The sequence below is a fragment of the Streptomyces hirsutus genome, from assembly GCF_001418415.1.
Lineage (GTDB): Bacteria > Actinomycetota > Actinomycetes > Streptomycetales > Streptomycetaceae > Streptomyces > Streptomyces hirsutus.
In genome coordinates, this window is record NZ_LIQT01000245.1 from 20,865 (window position 1) to 37,238 (window position 16,374).

Here is a 16,374-nt window from a genome sequence, read left to right on the forward strand (position 1 = left end):
TTTTCCCGTACGTTCCGAACTGGCCATAAGAAGTGTGCGAGGTATCGTCGTGACGGCATGAGAAAGCGATGGCTCCGTACCGCCACGCACGTCCGGAGCCATCTGCGGTTGTTTCTCGTCAACTCGCCCGAAAGGTGAGCGCCCACATCTCTCACATATCGAGATGCCCGAGTGAGACCATTTGCGATGTCTTTACTTACGCCTCTGAGCGGATGTGACGCCGCAACAGAGGATTCTCATACCCTTCATGTCACTCACTGCCTGCCGTCACGTGGGTCGGGCTCGGCGTCCGGAAGGGCGGTGAGCGCAGCCACCTCGCCGTGGCACAGCATCACGACGGCGTTGCAGCTGCACTTGCAGTACTCGACCTCACCATTCGACGTCGAGTGGGCGGACAATAGGCGCCAAGTCGGCGTTTCGGTGGAGGACGTACAGCCCCAGGCCAGCAGCGGACACCTCTCCGCGGCCGGTGGGAGCGCCGCATCACCGGCCCCTGTGCCCGACCGGAGGGAAGGTTCCGATTCCTCAGCGGAGACCGGGCTGGACGGGAGAGTGTTCGGCATCGGCGTCTTCCCCCTTCGGTGTCGTGCTGCCGGAGGACGGCACGGCGGGTTCGGGCAGGGTGTGGAACAGGAGCCAGGCAAGGAGGGGCATCAGGATGAGCGGGGCCAGAGCGGTCTGCAGCGACGTCCGGTCGGCGAGGGTTCCGATGACCGGGCTGATCAGACCGCCGACGCTCACGGTGAGACCGAGGGTGATACCGCTGGCGGTGCCGACCCGAGAGGGCAGGTAGTCCTGACCGAGCGTGACCTGGAGCGAGAACGGAATGTACAGACCGGCGGAGGTCAGGATGACGAACAGGTAGAGAGCCGGGCCCGGGACGAAGACCAGACCGGCGATCGATCCGGCCGTCAGCAGGTACGACCAGCGCGAAACCCGGACCCGGTCCCAGCGGTTCGCCAGCGCACCGCCCAACACGCTGCCCGCCGCGCCGCCCAGGTACAAGAGGAACAGTGCGGCCGTGCCAGCGGCCTTGCTGCCGTCCATGCGCTCGGTGGCGTACAGGGAGACGAACGTGCTCAGGCCGATGAAGGCGATGGAGCGGCACACCACGGCCAGCGAGAGCCGCACGAAGGACGCCTTGTCGTCCTTCGCCGTCACGGGCGACGAGGCCGCGTCGGACAACCGGGTCTCCAGCACGCGAAGCACGGGCAGGCACAGCGCGGCCCCGACCACGGCCGGCAGCACGAGCAGCGGAGTGAGGCCCAGTCCCCCAACGGCAACCACGGCGGCGACCATGACCGGGGCCAGCGCGAAGCCGAGGTTGCCGCCCAGCGAGAACCATCCCATCGCACTATGGCTGCCGTCGCTGGCGACCCTGGCCACCCGTGCGGACTCCGGGTGGTACGCGGCCACACCGACCCCGGACACCGCGACGACCGCCAGCGTCACCGCGTAGGAGTCACTCACCCCGCTCAGCGCGATGCCCACCCCTGCGAGCAGGGTGCTGACCGGCAGCAGCCAGGGCATCGCCCGGCGGTCGGTCAGCACGCCGAAGACCGGTTGAGCCACCGATGACAGCAACGAGGCAGCGAGCACGATGCCTGAGACGGCGGCGTAGCTGTACGCGCGCTCGACAACGAAGAAGGGCACGAGGGAGGCGACGGCACCCTGGTAGACGTCGACGCAGCCGTGCCCGACGGATAAGAGCGTGATCGAGAGTTTTCTTCGCACCTCGCTATCGTGGACGGTTCCCGACGTGTCGCGCTTCCGATAAACTGCCAGACAATGACGAAAGTCCGCCACACGCCCGTAGCCCCCACCCGCACCCAGCGACTGGCGTCCGGAGCGGAGATCGACGCGCACCGGCACGACGACCACCAGATCGTCTACGCGGGCCGGGGCGTGCTGTCCGTGACCACGAGCGCCGGTTCCTGGGTCGCTCCGGCAACCCGCGCCATCTGGGTTCCCGCCAACACCGTCCACGCCCACCAGGCACACGGCGATCTCGAACTGCACCTCGTGGGGCTGCCCGCGTGGGAAAATCCCCTGCGTCTGGACGCCCCCACCGTACTTTCCGTGAGTCTGCTGCTGCGCGAGCTGATCATCGCCTACACCCGCACGGAGGACGACGACAGCCCGGAACGGATGCGGCTGCATGCAGTACTGCTCGACCAGCTGCGGATCTCGGTGCAGCAACCCATGCACCTGCCCACACCGAGCGACCCCCTGCTGCGGACGGTATGTGACCTCCTGAGGGCCGACCCGTCGGACAACCGCACACTCGCCGAACTGGGGCGGGAGGTCGGAGCGAGCGACCGCACGCTCTCCCGGCTGTTCAACAAAGACCTCGGCATGACGTTCCCCCAGTGGCGCACCCAGCTGCGACTCCACCGCGCACTGGTCCTGCTGGCCGAGCAGACACCGGTGACCAAGGTCGCGAACCAGTGCGGGTGGTCGTCCACCAGTGCCTTCATCGATGTGTTCCGCCGTGCGTTCGGTCATACGCCGGGGACGCACTCCCGATGACCAGGCCGGCTCAGCCGGCAGGCCGCAGTGCTCCAGCGCGGGGGCTGTGAACCGCTCGGTGGAGGCAGGGTCACTCAGTGATGTGCGGTCCCGTCCGGCCGGTCTGCGTCGGAGACGGGTGTGCCGCGCCGAATGAGCCAGGTGATCGTCCACAGGACCACACCGATCAGCAGCAGGATTCCTGCGATGTGGTACTGGTCGGCGGGGCGTCCGGAGGACCAGGGCAAGACCAGGTAGAGACAAGTGATCGTACCCACCACGGGCAGCAGACGGCCTGCTCTGAAGTGCCGCGTGTCGACCCTGTCCCGGCGCAGCACGAGAACCGAAAGGTTGACGCCCGCGAACACCGTGAGCAGGAGCAGCGACGTCGTCCCGCCCAGCAAGGCCACGACCGGGCTGTCGGGTTCGAGTGAGACGAAGGTGATGAGACCGAAGGCGATGGCGGTGGTGAACAGGATCGCCACCTGTGGAGTGCGTCGTACGGCATGCACCTTGGACAGAGAGGGCGGCAGCACCCCCTGCTTGCTCATGCCGTACAACAGGCGGCTGGCCATCAGCATGTTGATCAGCGCGGAGTTGGCCACCGCGAACATGGAGATGAACGGCAGCAAGTCAGCGATGGGGAAGTCGGGCGCGGCCGTCTGCACCACCGTGGCCAACGGAGTCTCGCTGGAGGCGAGCCGGCCGACGGGGACCACAGCGACAGCGCAGACGGACACCAGGACGTAGATCAGTCCGGCGATGCCCAGACCAGCGAACATCACGCGGGGAAAGACGCGCGCCGGGTCCCTCGTCTCTTCCGCCATGTTGACTGAGTCCTCGAAGCCGACCATCGCGAAGAAAGCCAGCGACGTCGCGGTGCTCACCGCCAGGAACACGCCCTTGTCGGAGGCGGTCTCGAAGGCGACGGCACGGGAGAAGTCCGCGTTCCCGCCCGCGATGAAATAGCCGCTGATCAGGACGACGAGGAGCAGGCCGGAAAGCTCCACCGCGGTCAGCAGCACATTGATCTTGAGACTCTCGGCGACACCGCGGAGGTTGACCAGCAGCACCAGGCACATGAAACCGAGGGCGATCAGCAGGACGAGGACGTTCCCCGCATCGATCCCGAAGCCCGTCACCAGATTCGCCGCGAAGGCCCGCGAGGCCGCTGACGCCGAGGTGATACCGGAGCACATCACGGTGAAGCACACCAGGAAGGTCAGGAAGTGCTTGCCGAACGCCTTGTGCACGTACAGGGCGGCACCAGCAGCCTGCGGGTACTTGGTGACCAGCTCCAGGTAGGAGCAGGCAGTGACGAGTGCGACGGCGAACGCGATGACGAACGGCAGCCATGCCGCGCCTCCGACCTCCCCCGCGACCTGTCCGGTCAACGCGTAGATTCCGGTCCCGAGTATGTCGCCGATGATGAACAGCAACAGCAGGCCCGGGCCCATCACCCGCTTCAGTTCGGTTGGGCCCTCGGTACTCGGTGCGGATGAACTCGGTAAGTCCGTTCGAGACATGGTGCACTCCTTATCGTGGTGGCGGTCGTGGGCCTGCGTTGCTCATGGGCATTTCTGCTCAACTGACTTACCCCGATGCAGGCGATATCGACCTTGACCAGATCGCCCTCGGTCGACAGGTGCTTGCGTCGGTCGTGCGACGGAACTGCGAGATCGAAGAAGTAGGCCAGGTCGTAGCCTGGCTACCCGTCGGCGCAGCTCGCCGACCGTCTCGTTCCACAGACGTGTCGGCCTTCCCTCCGGAAGGGACCGTCCCCGTGCCGAAACAATGGGGAAGCGGACGTCCGCTCTCGCCTGGCCGGCCATAGTGGCCGGGCGAGAGCTCAACCCCGCGCAGGAGCGCGACGATGGTAGACCACGGCACCGACTTCGAGATCGACGTGCTGGAGATCCGCGGCCCCTCCCCCGTTCTCGGGGAATCGGAGGAGGCGCAGCGGGGCCGGCGCCCGGCGCTGCTGCAGACCGCACTTTTGGAGCACGCTGCGGCGTACAACCTGCGTACGGTCATGACCTTCCACCAGAAGGTCGAGGAAGCCGCCGCGTTCGCGGAGAAGCTGCCGCAGACGGCAGCCGAGCTGTACGTCAACGACGCCTCCGCCGGCGACCTGTCAAGGCAGAGAAGCTGCCGAAGCCAGGGACTGCGGACCAACCGTCAACTTTGTTGCGGGACGTCGATATGGAGGCGGATGGTGGTGCCCTGGTCTCGGGTGGAGCGGATTTCGACCAGGTCGCAGAGCTGGTGGGCAAGCCAGAGGCCGCGGCCGCCGATCTGCTCGGTGGTGGGGCGGGTGCGGCCGGCCATCACGTCGGCGATGTAGCCGGCGTCGCGGAACTCGCACAGGAACGTCGCGTCCTGGGCCCAGGTGCGCAGGGTCCCGCGGCCTCCGCCGTGCCGGATGCTGTTCGTGGCGATCTCTGTGACGGCGACGGCCAGCTTGCGCTGCTGATCGTCCGGGACGCCCGCGTCCGATGCGCACTGGGCGACCTTCGAGCGGATCGCGGTCAGGTCACCGTGTGTGTAGCTCAGCTCCTGGAAGGGATCGCATGGAGGGTGCAGGGCCTCGAAGGGATATTCCTCGGCGGTGAGGTAGCCCTCGTTGCGAACGTAGTGGCCGTCCTGGCGGATCAGTGGGTGACAGCGGGACAAGGACTGCAGGGCGCTCTGGTCCTCGTCGGCGTCGTCGTAGGGGCACAGCATCGACCAGGCGGAGCTGCGGGCGAAGGCCCGGTTCAAGAGCCACTCGTGATAGCGCAGCTCAGAGAGGTGCGCGGCGTTGCGGGCCTCGCGCCAGGCCGTCTCTCCGATGCCGCGTACCGGCCTGTCACCCTCACCGTGCTCGTTCATCCAGTCCACCCAGGCGCCGACGAGCCGGCCGGGGTTGGGTCCGAGCGTCGTGGTGTCGACGAAAGTGACGGCGGGCTCGTCGGCGAGTTCGCCGCGCAGGAGTGACGCCTTGTCCGGGGGGACGGCGACGACTACGGCCTCGTCGCCTTCCAGTGCCTCGTGGATGTAACCCAGTGTTCCGGACAGGAATTGCGCGTCCCCGCGATAGGGGTAGAGCTCGTGGCGGAACGAGGGTTGGGCCTGGCCGGACGGATGCGAGGGCGAGATCGCGGTCATGCGGCCATCACCACCGGCACGCCGGCGGTCGCGTAGCCGGCGAGTTCCCAGCACAGGCGTACGGTCTCGTTGGCGCCTTCCACGACGATCCGGCGGTCCGGCAGGTGACGGGCGGCGTCAACGAGTGCGTGCATGCCTGCGGCGTCGATCATGTCCAGGGTGTCGAAGCGCATCTTCACTTTGGGTGAGCGCCGGATCGCTGCGCGTACCGCGGTGTTGAAGGCGTCCGCGCACTCTGAGTCGATCACTCCGTCAACGCTCCAGCTGTCGGCGCCCGTGCTGAACATCCGGAAGGCCGGATGTTCAGCGCGTATGCCCATCTCGTGCGGGTGCACACATGCCACATGGTCCAGCGTAGGCGCATCCCACTGCGACGGCCTGAAAGCGCACACCACGATGGCGTTGCTCTCCGAGGCGAACTCATCGAGCTTCAGCTCCTGGGCCACCAGTTCCTCGGTCCCGCTGGGCGCTGCCGCAGGCACCCGCTCGGTGAGTACGCGCACCGACCGATAGCCCTCCCTGGCTGCGGTACGCGCTTCCCGGCGCACCGCAGCCAGGACAGAGTCGGGGTCCGCAACGCGTGGAAAGTCGAGAATCACCGAGGCCGATGGCACATCATCACGGGCAAGGCCGGAGGCGGCGCCGGTGGAGCCGACCACCACGATCTTGTCGCCGTACAGAGCGCCGTCAGCCACGTAGGCGAGCACATCTGCGGGGGAGGTAGCGGCTGAGTCCGCGTGCCAGCAGATGTGGTCACCGAGATCGACGTCGTCGAACGTAGCCAACGTCCGCGCCGCTCTCACCTGGTCCCCTTTCCGATCTTCCAACCCGTCCTGGGATACAGAGAGTACTGGGCCAGCCGGGAGATCGTTAAGCCGAATGGAGATCGGCCAGGTGAGCGTGCGCCGGCAGGAGGATCTGTCGCCTGCGTATCAGCTGGGACAGCCGCTCAGTGGCCTGCTCCAGGCCACGCGGGCGAACATGTACGGCTTCGGCCGGCGGGAACACCGGCCGAGGGCGCGAATGAACGGCGTGGTCTTGAAGCGCGGACACCTTTGCGGCACGGGGCTTTGCGCGCTTCGCGAGGGATGCGGCGCGGCTCACGCCAGGAGTGAGCCTGCCTGCGCGCTGAAGGTGGAAGGCCGAGAGGCAGGAGATCGAGTGGGCACAGAAGGCGCCCACGGCCACCAACGTCGTCGGTCTCATGTCGGTCCTGCAAGGCAGCATCGACAAGGCGTCGCCGCAAGAAGAGCGCCGCCTGGGCCCGGCATCTTTACCACGCCCCATGGCGTGGACGGGCTTGCTACCCCTCCCTCACCCTTCCGGGACGGCCGACAGCAGGACCGACAAAAAAACTTGCGACGGCCTCGACGTGCGGTTCGCCGAGCACGGTGGAACTTCCAGCGCGGAAGTCTTACGCGGAAGATGCGGAAGATGCGGAAGATACGAACAAACAGCAGGATGGCTTCGCCCTGTCGCGAACGCACCGGACCCTCGGCAGAGACATGCCAAGGGGTGCCGTGACCGGCCAGGAGAGTCAGCTGGCGTAGGCGATGGCCAGGACGGTGAGACTCTTCGTCTGCCCGCCGGTGATCACGGGGCGGGCGGACATGAGCCGAGCAGGCCGAGAGTCCGCCGGACCGGCGGCTTGCGCCGCGCGGTGACGGACTGCGCTTCGTGCCCCGTCCCGCTGCACCGAGGGTGCTACAGGTGATGCTGGTCGTGCCAGGAGCGGCACAGGGCAGCGATCACCTCCCGCCAGGTCTCGCACCCTGGTCATCACGTACGACGCCAGGACTCCCCTCGGCGGGTCGGCGTCCATTGACGACCTCGGCATACGGACCAGATTTCTTGCAGGAGCGCCCGGTAGGCCTCGCCGTAGGCGGTCACGGCCGCGTAGACCGCGTCCAGGGCCGCCTGGAGGGGGTCGGCTTCGGCGGCGCCGAGCAGCGCGGGCAGAGCCATGTGGGGCTGGGACATCCGCAGGGACGAATCCGGCTCGCCGAGCGTGACCTCCACCGTGTACGACGTCGCTTCCTCTGGCTGCGGCGCCGGCGGCGCGGGAGGGCTCGGCGGCTTCACCATGGCGGCCGCGGGGCCCACGATCTGCGGGACCGACGTGGGCTTGGGCATCGGTGCGTGCGCGTCGTCACGGGCGGGCGCTTGAAAGCGGGGCCGCTTGGGCAGGACGGCCCGGCTGACGGTTCTGTCGGGGACACGCGGGTCGGATGCCAGGGCCCGCCACCTGTGGGCCGGGTCGTCGAGGGGTGGCGGCAGCGGGCGGCCCTCGGCCAGGGCGGTGAGTCCTGCGGCGATCCAGTCCAGCTCGGTGAGACCGGCGTCAGGCGAATGGAGCAGGCTTCAGGAGAAAGCGTCGCTTCTGGGCATCACAGAAGTTGAGCCGGAACCACGGCTCACGTATGCAGCCAGGCACCGCTCTTTCGATGGGGTGCCGTATCACCCTGTCCCAACCCTCCCAATTGCCCTGTTTCCACCCTCCCACGGGAGGCTGTAGCGATGCACCACCGTGCCCACCGTTTCCCCCGGCCGGCTGTTCCGCAGGCAGCGGGTCAGCGCCCGCCGGAACCACGACTGCTCAGCGGCGTCTACGGGCTCGTCCTGGCCAGTGCGCTGGCGGCCGCCCTCGACTCCCCCGGCGAGAAGACCGACCCTGGATCGGACGCGGTGTGGGTCCTGCTCACCGCCCTCGCCTCTGCGGCCGCCCACGGCTATGCCCACGTTCTCGCGCATCGGATGTCGGCGGACCACAGCGGTGCCGGGGTGGGGCTGCGCGCCATGCTCGCCGAGTGGCCCGTCGTCGCGGCGGCTGTTCCCACCGTCGTGCTGCTGATCGCGGTGCCCTCCTGGTGGACGGAGGCCGAGTCGGTGAACACCGCACTGGTGTTCAACACCTTGCTCCTCGCCGGTTTGGGAGCGTGGCCCGCGCGCCGCGCGGGCCGTGGGTGGGGAGCTTCGCTCCGGGCCGGAACCGGCGACATGCTGATCGGCCTGGTGATCATCGCAGCCAACGCCCTGATCAAGTAGCGGCTGTGGTCGTCGGCGTGCAGGCCGCCGGACGCATCCCCTGGACAGGCGTCACTGCGGCTCGTCGTCCCGCCGGCTCAGAAGAATCTGCTCCATGTCACCTCCGGTGTCCTGGGACGGGCTGCCCTGCAGGGACTGCTCGGCCCGGGTGACCTTGCCCCGGTGGGTGTAGCGAGTACTCCAGCGCTCAGCGAACTGGGCGACCAGGAAGAGCCCACGCTCTCCCTGGTCCGTCGCCGCCGCCCGCCGCAGATGCGGTGAGGTGCTGCTGCCGTCGGACACTTCGCAGCCCAAGGACCGGTCGTGCACCAGCCGTACGCGTACGGGCGGAGTACCGTAGCGGATCGCGTTCGTGATCAGCTCGCGGAGGATCAGCTCCGTAGCGAAGCCGATGTCTTCCAGTCCCCAGTTCTGCAGCCTACGGCCGCACTGTTCGCGGACGACCGACACGACGGCGGGATCGAAGGGGACATCCCAGTGACCATGGCGTCGAAGACAGCCCGACAGGTTTCCTCCGAGGTCATGCCGCGGACCTCGCTCAGGTTGTGACGCAGCAGGCCGAACCCGATGTCGATGTCCCGGTCACGGCACTCGAAGAGCCCGTCGGTGAACAGCACCAGGCGCACCCCCTCGGGCACCCCCAGTTCTGCTGCCTCGAAGGGGCGCCCACCCGCCCCCAGCGGCAGTGACGCCGGTACCGGGCGGCGGAGTTCAAGAAGTTCCTGATCCGGATCGACAAGGAAGTGCCTGGGCACCTGGCGGTCCACCTGATCTGCAACGACTACGACACCCACAAGACGCCCGCGATCAGGACGTGGCTGGCCAAGCACCCACGCTTTCACATGCACTTCACCCCGACCGGCTCCTCGTGGATCAACCAGGTCGAGCGGTGGTTCGGCTTCCTGACCGACCAGATGATCCGCCGCGGCGCCCACAAGAACGTCCAGGCCCTCGAAGCCGACGTCCGCCACTGGGTCAAGAACTGGAACGAGGACCCCAAGCCGTTCATCTGGACCAAGTCGGCCGAGGAGATCCTCGACTCCCTCGCCCACTTCTGCCGACGAATCTCCGGCGCAGGACACTAGCGCGCCACGCGGTAGCGGAGGTGGACGACTCTCGAGCTGAAGGTGCGGGTCTCGACGAGTTCGAGATCCACCCGGCGCTCGCGCTGGGGGAAGAACGGAATGCCGCCGCCGACCAGCACCGGGTAGACCCTGGCCCGGTACTCGTCGATCAGACCCGACGCGGCCGCCTCGGCGGCGAGCGTCGCACCGCCGATCGCGATGTCGCCCTCCCCCGGCTCGGCCCGCAACCGCTCGATCTCCTCCGCCAGGCCGCCGGAGGCCAGGCGGGCATTGCCCTGCACCGCCGACAGCGTGGTGGAGAACACCACCTTGGGGAGCGCCTTCCAGACCGCGGCAAACTCGAGCGTTGAGAAGTCGAGCGATGGATTCTGGTCGACGGTCTCCCAGTACAGCATCGTCTCGTACAGCCGTCGTCCCAACAGGTGGACACCGGCCTCTCGCACCTCGTCGGTGGCGAGGCGAAAGACCTCCTCGTCGGGCGGCGTCCAGTCGAAGCCGCCGTCCGGCCCGACGACGTAGCCGTCCAGTGAGACGCCCATCGAATACGTCACGCTGCGCATCGGAAGTCCTCCTCGGGAACGGTTTCGACCGTACGACCGCCGGACGCCGCAGGACTCATCGCGACGCGCGGGATCCCCTGGGCCAAGTCACCTCACGAGATCATTTCGTTGAGAAAACCTCAGTGATCCACAGCTTTTGACAAGTGCTCCTGAAGATCGGTGTGGCCACGAAGATCGGGATCCGAATGAAGTCGCTCCAGACGGGATCTGCTTCCCTCCTTGTCTTGCGTTGGAGGGCCCGTGAGGGCTTCCTTCTGGAACGTCACCTGCATGACAGGTTCACCCAGCGGCGGATCAATGGTGAGTGGTTTGACTTTCGCCGTGTTGCAGATCCCGTACAGGAGATCGCCGAAGCGGCGGACGAACTCCTGCGGCAGTTCGGCGAGTCCAACCCTGACCACGAATAGTGCACCTTCAGTAGCAGGATTGCGACCCGATCGCCCACGAGTCGCACGCACACCCCACAGACGGCCCTCGACGGCTCATCGTGACGGAAGGCGCCGACGACCGAAGTACGCGGGCAGAACTGCACCGAGACGGCAGCGGCGTCCTCAGTCACGCTCTGTGCATGCACTCCTCCCGCCTGACGCAGTGGACCCTCGGGTCGCCGAGCCCGATGATGTCGTCTACCCACTGCTCCGCGCACTTCCCCTGCGTCCCGCCCAAGACGGGCGGGACGTGCCTGGAGCGAGCTGGGACTCTACTCTTCGGAAGCCTCGTCCACACCGAGATCGTTGCGCATGGCAGCCCTCAGGCCGGACAGCAGTGCCCACGACATCTCCGTCTCGACTTCCAGGACATCGAGTTCGCTGTCGTCGGGATGGCCGCCTGCCACCATCCTCTTCAGCAGGCCGTAGGTGTTGTTAAGTTGATGGTTTACCGCCCGGGCATCTGTCAGCACAGCAGCGGGCACGATCATCTGTGCCTCGGCGTAGCTGTCGCGAAGGACCAAGCGGCGTTCCTCGAGTTGCTCGATGCACGCCTGGGTCTCTGCGTCGTCCCGGGCGCGCAGGGCATGCAGGAGGTTGATCTGCGCGGTCTGGTACTGACGTACCGTGGTGTTGAGCAAGATGTAGCAGGCCCGTCGCAGATCGGTCAGTTCACGTCGTGCCGCGATGTGTGCTTCTTGCTGCCGGACTTGTTCGGCGTGGGCACGGTCCTCGCGCTGCTGGCGGGCGGTCGCTTCCAGCTCGTGGCGCTTGAGTCGGTCGGCTCTGCTCTGTGTCAGCAGGGCCGCGCCCAGGGTGCCGACGACACCGACGACGGCCACAGCGAGCGCACCCCAGGTCTGTCCCACGGCCCCTACCTCACATCGGGCAAGTGGGACGCTGGGCATGCTGCGTCTCCGCCCCGCCTGCATCAATGGTGAGGATCATAGAACGCAGCTTTGTGCAGTGGCCCACCGCCCGGCTGTACGGCGACGGCACCTTGCAGGCCGGGGCCTTGGCCGTCATTCACATGTGGGCGGCCCCTTCTCTCAGCCGGAGTGAGGTGCGGAGGACAAGGGCTGGTTTGCGTGCAGCGTGCCCGGGACCAGGCGCAGGGCGGTGTGTTTCGTCGGGTTCCGGGTCGCCCGGGTCGAGGCAGTGGGTCTGGAGGGTGTCGAGAACCGTGCACAGCCCGTCGCGGCCGGCGGCGGAGGCGAACACCAGCCCGTCGACGGGTCGTTCCCGGTCGAAGACCCGCAGGAGGTATTCGGTGACGATCCGAGTGCGCACGTACTTGAGGTGCTCGCGGCCGTCGGCATCGGCGCTGAGGCGTGTCACGAACTCGTGGAGGAACATCAGCACCGAGTTCTACCAGGGATACGGACGTGAACCGAACGTGGTTGAGGGTGAGCTGATGCGCATCTGTACCGTCACCGGCCGCCTGAACAATCTCTTCCCCGGCCACGCCGGTACCGCCGGCCTGTACTTCGTCGAGCACGAGTACCTCGACAGCCCAGTCACCCCGCTCCTCGACCCGGCCGAAATCAGCGCCTGGAACGAAGCCCTGGAGCGCCCGGCCCTCTGACCGATCCAGCCACCGCCACCAGGCAGCGCCCTTCCCGCCGCTGCCGCCACAGCCATGCCTCCGCGACCGCGGGGACAAGACCACGAACGGGTGACACACCGCGTTCGAGTGCACCTCCGCCCTTCCAGAACCGGCAGGAGTGGCCACCAGCCGCTAATAGAACTTCCGTCCACGACCTGCCCCCGCCAAGCCCGTTACGGACCCCTTTCGGGGGCGTTCTTAGAGCACCAGTACCTCTCGCGCGCCCAGATGGAGGACGCTATGAATCCTGTACTCGCCCTCGCGCACCAGCCTCTTGGATTCGAACAGCGGCGGCCCGTCGCGGGCCCTCTTACCTTCCATGCCCAGCAGGTTGACGTCGTCGCCCGCCGCTCAGCACGCCCGGATACGGGGTGGGCAGCATGAGCGAGCCCACCGATGCATCAGCCGAGAGTGTCCCGGGGCCGCGCACCACCCCGCAGGCGCTCCCCTCCCTGCCACCTGCCGGACCGCAGAACCAACCGGACGACTGCGAAACCGAGCCGGGTACCGCCTCGGACACGACTGCTCCAGAGCCGCAGATGCGGTACGTCGACCTGACCGGCAGCCGTGAAGCAGTCGGCCGCTCCATCCGGATGCGCGACATGGCACGGCGCCTGCCGCAGTTGGTGCGCCGCTCCCTGGCTCTCGCCTGGCGGGTCGACCGACGCGCGACCGTCGGCCTTCTGCTGTGCCAGGCCGTCGCCGGCGTGATGCAGGCTCTCGGCCTGGTCGCCATCGCCGGCACCCTGACCGCCCTGCTGAGCAACGGAGATGTCTACCACCGGCTTGGGGAGGCGTGGCCGTCCGTGGCCCTGCTCGCCGGTGCCGCCGGCGTGCGCGCGCTCCTGGGGATCACCGTTAACTGGCTGTCCTCCCGGCTGGGCCCGCTGATGTCGCGCGAGGCCGAGCAGATGCTGCTCACCGGCTGCGCCGAGGTCGAACTGTGTGCCTACGACGAGCCCGACTTCAACCGCGACCGCGAGGCCGCCGACCGCGGCGCCCAGGTCACCGGTGACCTGATCGACGAGGGCCAGGACCTGATCGCCTCGGGCGCCAGCTTCCTCGCCGGTGCCGTCGTGCTGGCCGGCGTGCACTGGGTCCTCCTCCCGCTCCTGGTGGCGGCCAGCCTCCCGCAAGCCCTGGCCCAGGTCAGCGTCGCCCGGGTGCGCTACCTGGCGAACCTGCGCAGCAACGGCGACCAGCGGATGCTGTCGGTGCTGCGCTGGCACATCTACACCAAGGACGCCTACACCAAGGACGCCGCCGACCAGATCCGTGCCGGCACCATGAGCACGTTCCTGTCCGGCCGGTACCGGCAGACGGTCGCCCGGATCAACCGCGAGGACCGGGCCGCGGCCGACCAGGGCGCCCGTATGTCTCTGATCGGCGCGCTGTGCGGCGGTCTGGGGTCCGCGGTGGTGTGGGCGGCGGTCGTATGGCTGCTGGCGGGCGGCCGTATCGGCGTTGGCCACGCGGGCACAGCGGTCTTTGCTCTGCAGACGGCCGGGCAGTCGGTCCGCGGGCTGGTGGCCGTCGGGGCGCGCGCCGTACGCACCGGCCTGTACATGGACGACTGGAGCGGCTTTTTGGACAAGGCGGGCGGGTTCCGCATGCGGCGGGGCCCACGCCGACCGGCGCCGCCGACGAGGATCGAGATCAAGTCGGTCACCCACCGCTACGCGGGCAAGGACCGCAATGCGCTGTCCGACGTGTCGCTCACCTTGCGCCGCGGTGAGGTCACCGCCCTGGTCGGCTTCAACGGTTCGGGAAAGTCGACGTTGTCGAAGCTGGTCAGCGGCCTGTACCTGCCCACCGACGGGCAGGTGCTGTGGGACGGTGTTCCCACCGGCGAAGCGGACCCGCAGGCGCTGTGGCAGCAGGTCGCCCTGGTGCCGCAGAACTACGCGCACTGGCCCCTGACCGTACGCGAGAACGTGACCTTGGGGCAGCCCACGGCGCGCGGGGACGCGGCGGTGCGTGAGGCGTGCGCGGCCGCCGGGGCCGATGAGGTCGTCAACAGGCTCGGCGCCGACCTGGACACGCTGCTGGCCCGCGAGTGGCTCAACGGGGAGGAACTGAGCGGCGGGCAGTGGCAGCGCATCGCCCTCGCCAGGGCGTTCTTCCGCGAGGCCGGGCTGCTGGTCCTCGACGAGCCGACCGCGAACCTCGATCCTCGCGCCGAGTACCGGATCTTCCAGCGGCTGCGGGGCCTGGCCCGGGACCGGGTGGTGCTGCTGGTGACCCACCGCATCACCAACGTGGCTGTGGCCGATCGGATCGTCGTCCTCGACGAAGGCAGGATCGTCCAGGAGGGCACGTACCGACAGCTCGCCCAACAGCCGGGCTTGTTCCAGCAGTTGCTCTCCTACCAGGTCACCTCCGAGCCGGACGGCGAGAAGCACGGGACACGCACATGAGCTGTCCCGATGCCACATCGGATGCCCGAGCCGGCATGGGCTCGCCCATGGCCCTGTACTTCCTCGACCACCCCACGCACTCCCGAGGTGATGACGTGCCGCCCACCCGCTCCCACATCCGCGCGACCACCGAGGGCTATCTGGCACGCCATCCGGAGGAGCGGGAGGTGCTGGCCGGGCTGCTGTCCGTCCTCGACGGCGCCAATCCGTCCAACCGTGCCACGCTGCCCGGCCACGTCACCTGTAGCGCGGCCGTCATCGACCGTCATCGACGTGTGCTGCACATCGGCCACAAGGTCACGGGACTGCTGCTCGCGCCGGGCGGCCACGTCGAGGACGACCGGACCCTCCTGGCGGCGGCCCTGCGGGAAGTATGTGAGGAGACCGGGCTCCGCCCCGGGGACCTGTGCCTGACCCCTCAGTTCCTCGGTGCGCCGATCGACATCGACGTCCACGCCATCAACGCCAACCCGGCCAAGGGCGAAGGCGCGCACCGGCACTTCGACTTCCGTTTCGCCTTCTACCTCGCAACCGAGGAACCGCTTCCGCTCGCGCTGCAGGACGAGGAAGTCTCCGGTGCCCAGTGGCTCCCGCTCGCCGACGTCAGGTCCCCGACGCTGCGGGCCAAACTCCTGGACGCTGAGGCCCTCGGCCTCAACGGGTTGCCGGAGCCCGTCAACGCATCGGCCCTGATCCACGACGGCCATGGCCGGTATTTGCTTCATTTGCGGGATCAGCGGGAGGATATTTGGGCTCCGGGGATGTTCGACCTCCTTGGTGGCGGCCGCACGATGGACGATCCCTGCCTGGAGGCGACCCTGCGGCGGGAGCTCGCCGAGGAAGTGCCGGGCCTGGAGCCCACCGGCCTGATGCCGTTCGCCGTGGAGAGGGCGACGAGCGTCGACGGTCTTGCGGTGCCCGTCCAGGTCTACGGGGGCCGCTGGAACGGTGACCCGGACACGGTGGACCTACGCGAAGGTGTCCTGCTGAGGTGGTTCACCGTCGACATGCTCGATCGGCTCAGTCTGAGCCCCGGGCTCGGGGACCTGATCCGCTGCCACGCGGCCAAGCATCCCGCGGCGGACGGACCACCGGACGGTGCCCGTCCTCTGTCCGGCGAGGCCCCGGCGGGAACCGAGCTCCACATCGTCGGTGTCCACCTCCATCTCCAGGACGAGCACGGCCGGATCCTCCTCGGTCTGCGCCATCCCGTCTCGAAGTTCGCGCCGAACACATGGCACTTCCTCGCCGGCCACTGCGAGCGGGAAGCCGCAATCACCTGCCTGGTGCGGGAAGCGAAGAAAGAGGTCGGCCTCATCATCGAGCCCGACGACGTCGAGCTCGTACACACGGTCCACCATGTCGACTCTCCCGGCGCGCGGCCCAGGATCGGGCTCGTCTTCCGGGCCCACTCCTGGGCCGGCACCCCAGAAGTCCTGGAGCCCGACCGGTGCGTGGAGTGCGGTGGTGGAAGCCGCAGGACCTTCCGGCCGAGGTCGTGCCGTACACCCGCCGGGCGATCGAGGGCATTCTCGGCGGGCGCCCGTACTCCGAGATGGGCTGGTTGCGACACGACAG

At 68.0% G+C, this 16,374-nt stretch carries 15 protein-coding genes and 3 pseudogenes; 8 read left to right on the forward strand and 10 right to left on the reverse strand.

All coding sequences use genetic code 11. The annotated features are described in order from the left end of the window. Positions 1-525 precede the first annotated feature (525 nt). A complete protein-coding gene (locus AOK11_RS19145; protein ID WP_055594933.1) occupies positions 526-1,734 on the reverse strand; it encodes an MFS transporter in 1,209 nt (402 codons plus the stop codon). A gap of 54 nt (positions 1,735-1,788) precedes the next feature. Between AOK11_RS19145 and AOK11_RS19150 the strand changes: the two genes are divergently transcribed. Beyond that, positions 1,789-2,529: an AraC family transcriptional regulator gene (locus AOK11_RS19150; RefSeq protein WP_055594934.1), complete on the forward strand. Its 741-nt coding sequence runs from the start codon at positions 1,789-1,791 to the stop codon at positions 2,527-2,529. A 74-nt stretch (positions 2,530-2,603) separates the two neighbouring features. Here the strand turns inward: AOK11_RS19150 and AOK11_RS19155 are convergent, their stop codons facing one another. Next, on the reverse strand, positions 2,604-4,034 hold the full coding sequence (locus tag AOK11_RS19155) for an APC family permease (RefSeq protein ID WP_055594935.1): 1,431 nt from the start codon (positions 4,032-4,034) through the stop codon (positions 2,604-2,606). A 368-nt stretch (positions 4,035-4,402) separates the two neighbouring features. On the opposite strand from AOK11_RS19155, the pseudogene AOK11_RS45100 reads away from it, so the two are divergent. After that, positions 4,403-4,665: pseudogene (locus tag AOK11_RS45100) on the forward strand (DEAD/DEAH box helicase); the annotation flags it as partial. A gap of 21 nt (positions 4,666-4,686) precedes the next feature. Here the strand turns inward: AOK11_RS45100 and AOK11_RS19160 are convergent. From AOK11_RS19160 to AOK11_RS45105, 3 genes are all read right to left on the reverse strand, one after another. Beyond that, a complete protein-coding gene (locus tag AOK11_RS19160; RefSeq protein ID WP_055594936.1) occupies positions 4,687-5,655 on the reverse strand; it encodes a sensor histidine kinase in 969 nt (322 codons plus the stop codon). Next, a complete protein-coding gene (locus tag AOK11_RS19165; protein WP_240497403.1) occupies positions 5,652-6,440 on the reverse strand; it encodes an MEDS domain-containing protein in 789 nt (262 codons plus the stop codon). The genes AOK11_RS19160 and AOK11_RS19165 overlap by 4 nt, the downstream gene beginning before the upstream one ends. Before the next feature lie 994 nt (positions 6,441-7,434). Next, positions 7,435-7,788: a hypothetical protein gene (locus tag AOK11_RS45105; protein ID WP_240497404.1), complete on the reverse strand. Its 354-nt coding sequence runs from the start codon at positions 7,786-7,788 to the stop codon at positions 7,435-7,437. A gap of 384 nt (positions 7,789-8,172) precedes the next feature. On the opposite strand from AOK11_RS45105, the gene AOK11_RS19175 reads away from it, so the two are divergent. Continuing rightward, positions 8,173-8,700 (forward strand): hypothetical protein, encoded by a 528-nt coding sequence (locus AOK11_RS19175; RefSeq protein ID WP_055594938.1) that lies wholly within the window; start codon positions 8,173-8,175, stop codon positions 8,698-8,700. A 51-nt stretch (positions 8,701-8,751) separates the two neighbouring features. On the opposite strand, the pseudogene AOK11_RS45110 reads toward AOK11_RS19175, so the two are convergent. Then, positions 8,752-9,398, reverse strand: a pseudogene (locus tag AOK11_RS45110) (ATP-binding SpoIIE family protein phosphatase); the annotation flags it as partial. Between AOK11_RS45110 and AOK11_RS45115 the strand changes: the two are divergent. Then, a pseudogene (locus AOK11_RS45115) lies at positions 9,390-9,785 on the forward strand (transposase); the annotation flags it as partial. The pseudogenes AOK11_RS45110 and AOK11_RS45115 sit on opposite strands and share 9 nt — an antisense overlap. On the opposite strand, the gene AOK11_RS19190 reads toward AOK11_RS45115, so the two are convergent. Then, on the reverse strand, positions 9,782-10,345 hold the full coding sequence (locus tag AOK11_RS19190) for a dihydrofolate reductase family protein (protein ID WP_055594940.1): 564 nt from the start codon (positions 10,343-10,345) through the stop codon (positions 9,782-9,784). The pseudogene AOK11_RS45115 and the gene AOK11_RS19190 sit on opposite strands and share 4 nt — an antisense overlap. A 185-nt stretch (positions 10,346-10,530) precedes the next feature. Here AOK11_RS19190 and AOK11_RS19195 point away from each other — a divergent pair, with 185 nt between their 5' ends. Further along, positions 10,531-10,752, forward strand: a complete 222-nt coding sequence (locus AOK11_RS19195) for a GIY-YIG nuclease family protein (RefSeq protein WP_079034954.1) — start codon at positions 10,531-10,533, stop codon at positions 10,750-10,752. A gap of 293 nt (positions 10,753-11,045) precedes the next feature. On the opposite strand, the gene AOK11_RS19200 is transcribed toward AOK11_RS19195, so the two are convergent. Further along, positions 11,046-11,642 carry a hypothetical protein gene (locus AOK11_RS19200; RefSeq protein ID WP_055594942.1) on the reverse strand — a complete coding sequence of 199 codons (597 nt, stop codon included), beginning with the start codon at positions 11,640-11,642 and terminating at the stop codon, positions 11,046-11,048. A 157-nt stretch (positions 11,643-11,799) separates the two neighbouring features. Next, the gene (locus tag AOK11_RS19205; RefSeq protein WP_055594943.1) at positions 11,800-12,135 is read right to left on the reverse strand and encodes a hypothetical protein; all 336 of its coding nucleotides are present in this window, start codon (positions 12,133-12,135) and stop codon (positions 11,800-11,802) included. Between the two features lie 52 nt (positions 12,136-12,187). Between AOK11_RS19205 and AOK11_RS42905 the strand changes: the two genes are divergently transcribed. Then, positions 12,188-12,358 carry a hypothetical protein gene (locus tag AOK11_RS42905; RefSeq protein ID WP_157869394.1) on the forward strand — a complete coding sequence of 57 codons (171 nt, stop codon included), beginning with the start codon at positions 12,188-12,190 and terminating at the stop codon, positions 12,356-12,358. A 219-nt stretch (positions 12,359-12,577) separates the two neighbouring features. Here the strand turns inward: AOK11_RS42905 and AOK11_RS46210 are convergent, their stop codons facing one another. After that, positions 12,578-12,700, reverse strand: coding sequence for a hypothetical protein (locus AOK11_RS46210; RefSeq protein ID WP_276204831.1), 123 nt, complete (start codon positions 12,698-12,700; stop codon positions 12,578-12,580). Between the two features lie 218 nt (positions 12,701-12,918). Between AOK11_RS46210 and AOK11_RS19210 the strand changes: the two genes are divergently transcribed. Together AOK11_RS19210 and AOK11_RS19215 are read left to right on the forward strand one after the other, a co-directional pair. After that, positions 12,919-14,796 carry an ABC transporter ATP-binding protein gene (locus tag AOK11_RS19210; RefSeq protein WP_055594944.1) on the forward strand — a complete coding sequence of 626 codons (1,878 nt, stop codon included), beginning with the start codon at positions 12,919-12,921 and terminating at the stop codon, positions 14,794-14,796. 47 nt (positions 14,797-14,843) lie between these two features. Then, positions 14,844-16,374 (forward strand): NUDIX hydrolase (locus tag AOK11_RS19215; protein WP_338058932.1); only part of this gene is annotated, 1,531 nt, incomplete at its 3' end.

Bases quoted from the DNA above. Each gene is read 5' to 3' on its own strand.
- AOK11_RS19190 (WP_055594940.1), bottom strand. From the start codon at position 10,345: ATGCGCAGCGTGACGTATTCGATGGGCGTCTCACTGGACGGCTACGTC.
- AOK11_RS42905 (WP_157869394.1), top strand. From the start codon at position 12,188: ATGCGCATCTGTACCGTCACCGGCCGCCTGAACAATCTCTTCCCCGGC.
- AOK11_RS19155 (WP_055594935.1), bottom strand. From the start codon at position 4,034: ATGTCTCGAACGGACTTACCGAGTTCATCCGCACCGAGTACCGAGGGC.
- AOK11_RS19175 (WP_055594938.1), top strand. From the start codon at position 8,173: ATGCACCACCGTGCCCACCGTTTCCCCCGGCCGGCTGTTCCGCAGGCA.
- AOK11_RS19150 (WP_055594934.1), top strand. From the start codon at position 1,789: ATGACGAAAGTCCGCCACACGCCCGTAGCCCCCACCCGCACCCAGCGA.
- AOK11_RS19210 (WP_055594944.1), top strand. From the start codon at position 12,919: ATGCGGTACGTCGACCTGACCGGCAGCCGTGAAGCAGTCGGCCGCTCC.
- AOK11_RS46210 (WP_276204831.1), bottom strand. From the start codon at position 12,700: ATGGAAGGTAAGAGGGCCCGCGACGGGCCGCCGCTGTTCGAATCCAAG.
- AOK11_RS45105 (WP_240497404.1), bottom strand. From the start codon at position 7,788: ATGCCCAAGCCCACGTCGGTCCCGCAGATCGTGGGCCCCGCGGCCGCC.
- AOK11_RS19160 (WP_055594936.1), bottom strand. From the start codon at position 5,655: ATGACCGCGATCTCGCCCTCGCATCCGTCCGGCCAGGCCCAACCCTCG.
- AOK11_RS19195 (WP_079034954.1), top strand. From the start codon at position 10,531: ATGAAGTCGCTCCAGACGGGATCTGCTTCCCTCCTTGTCTTGCGTTGG.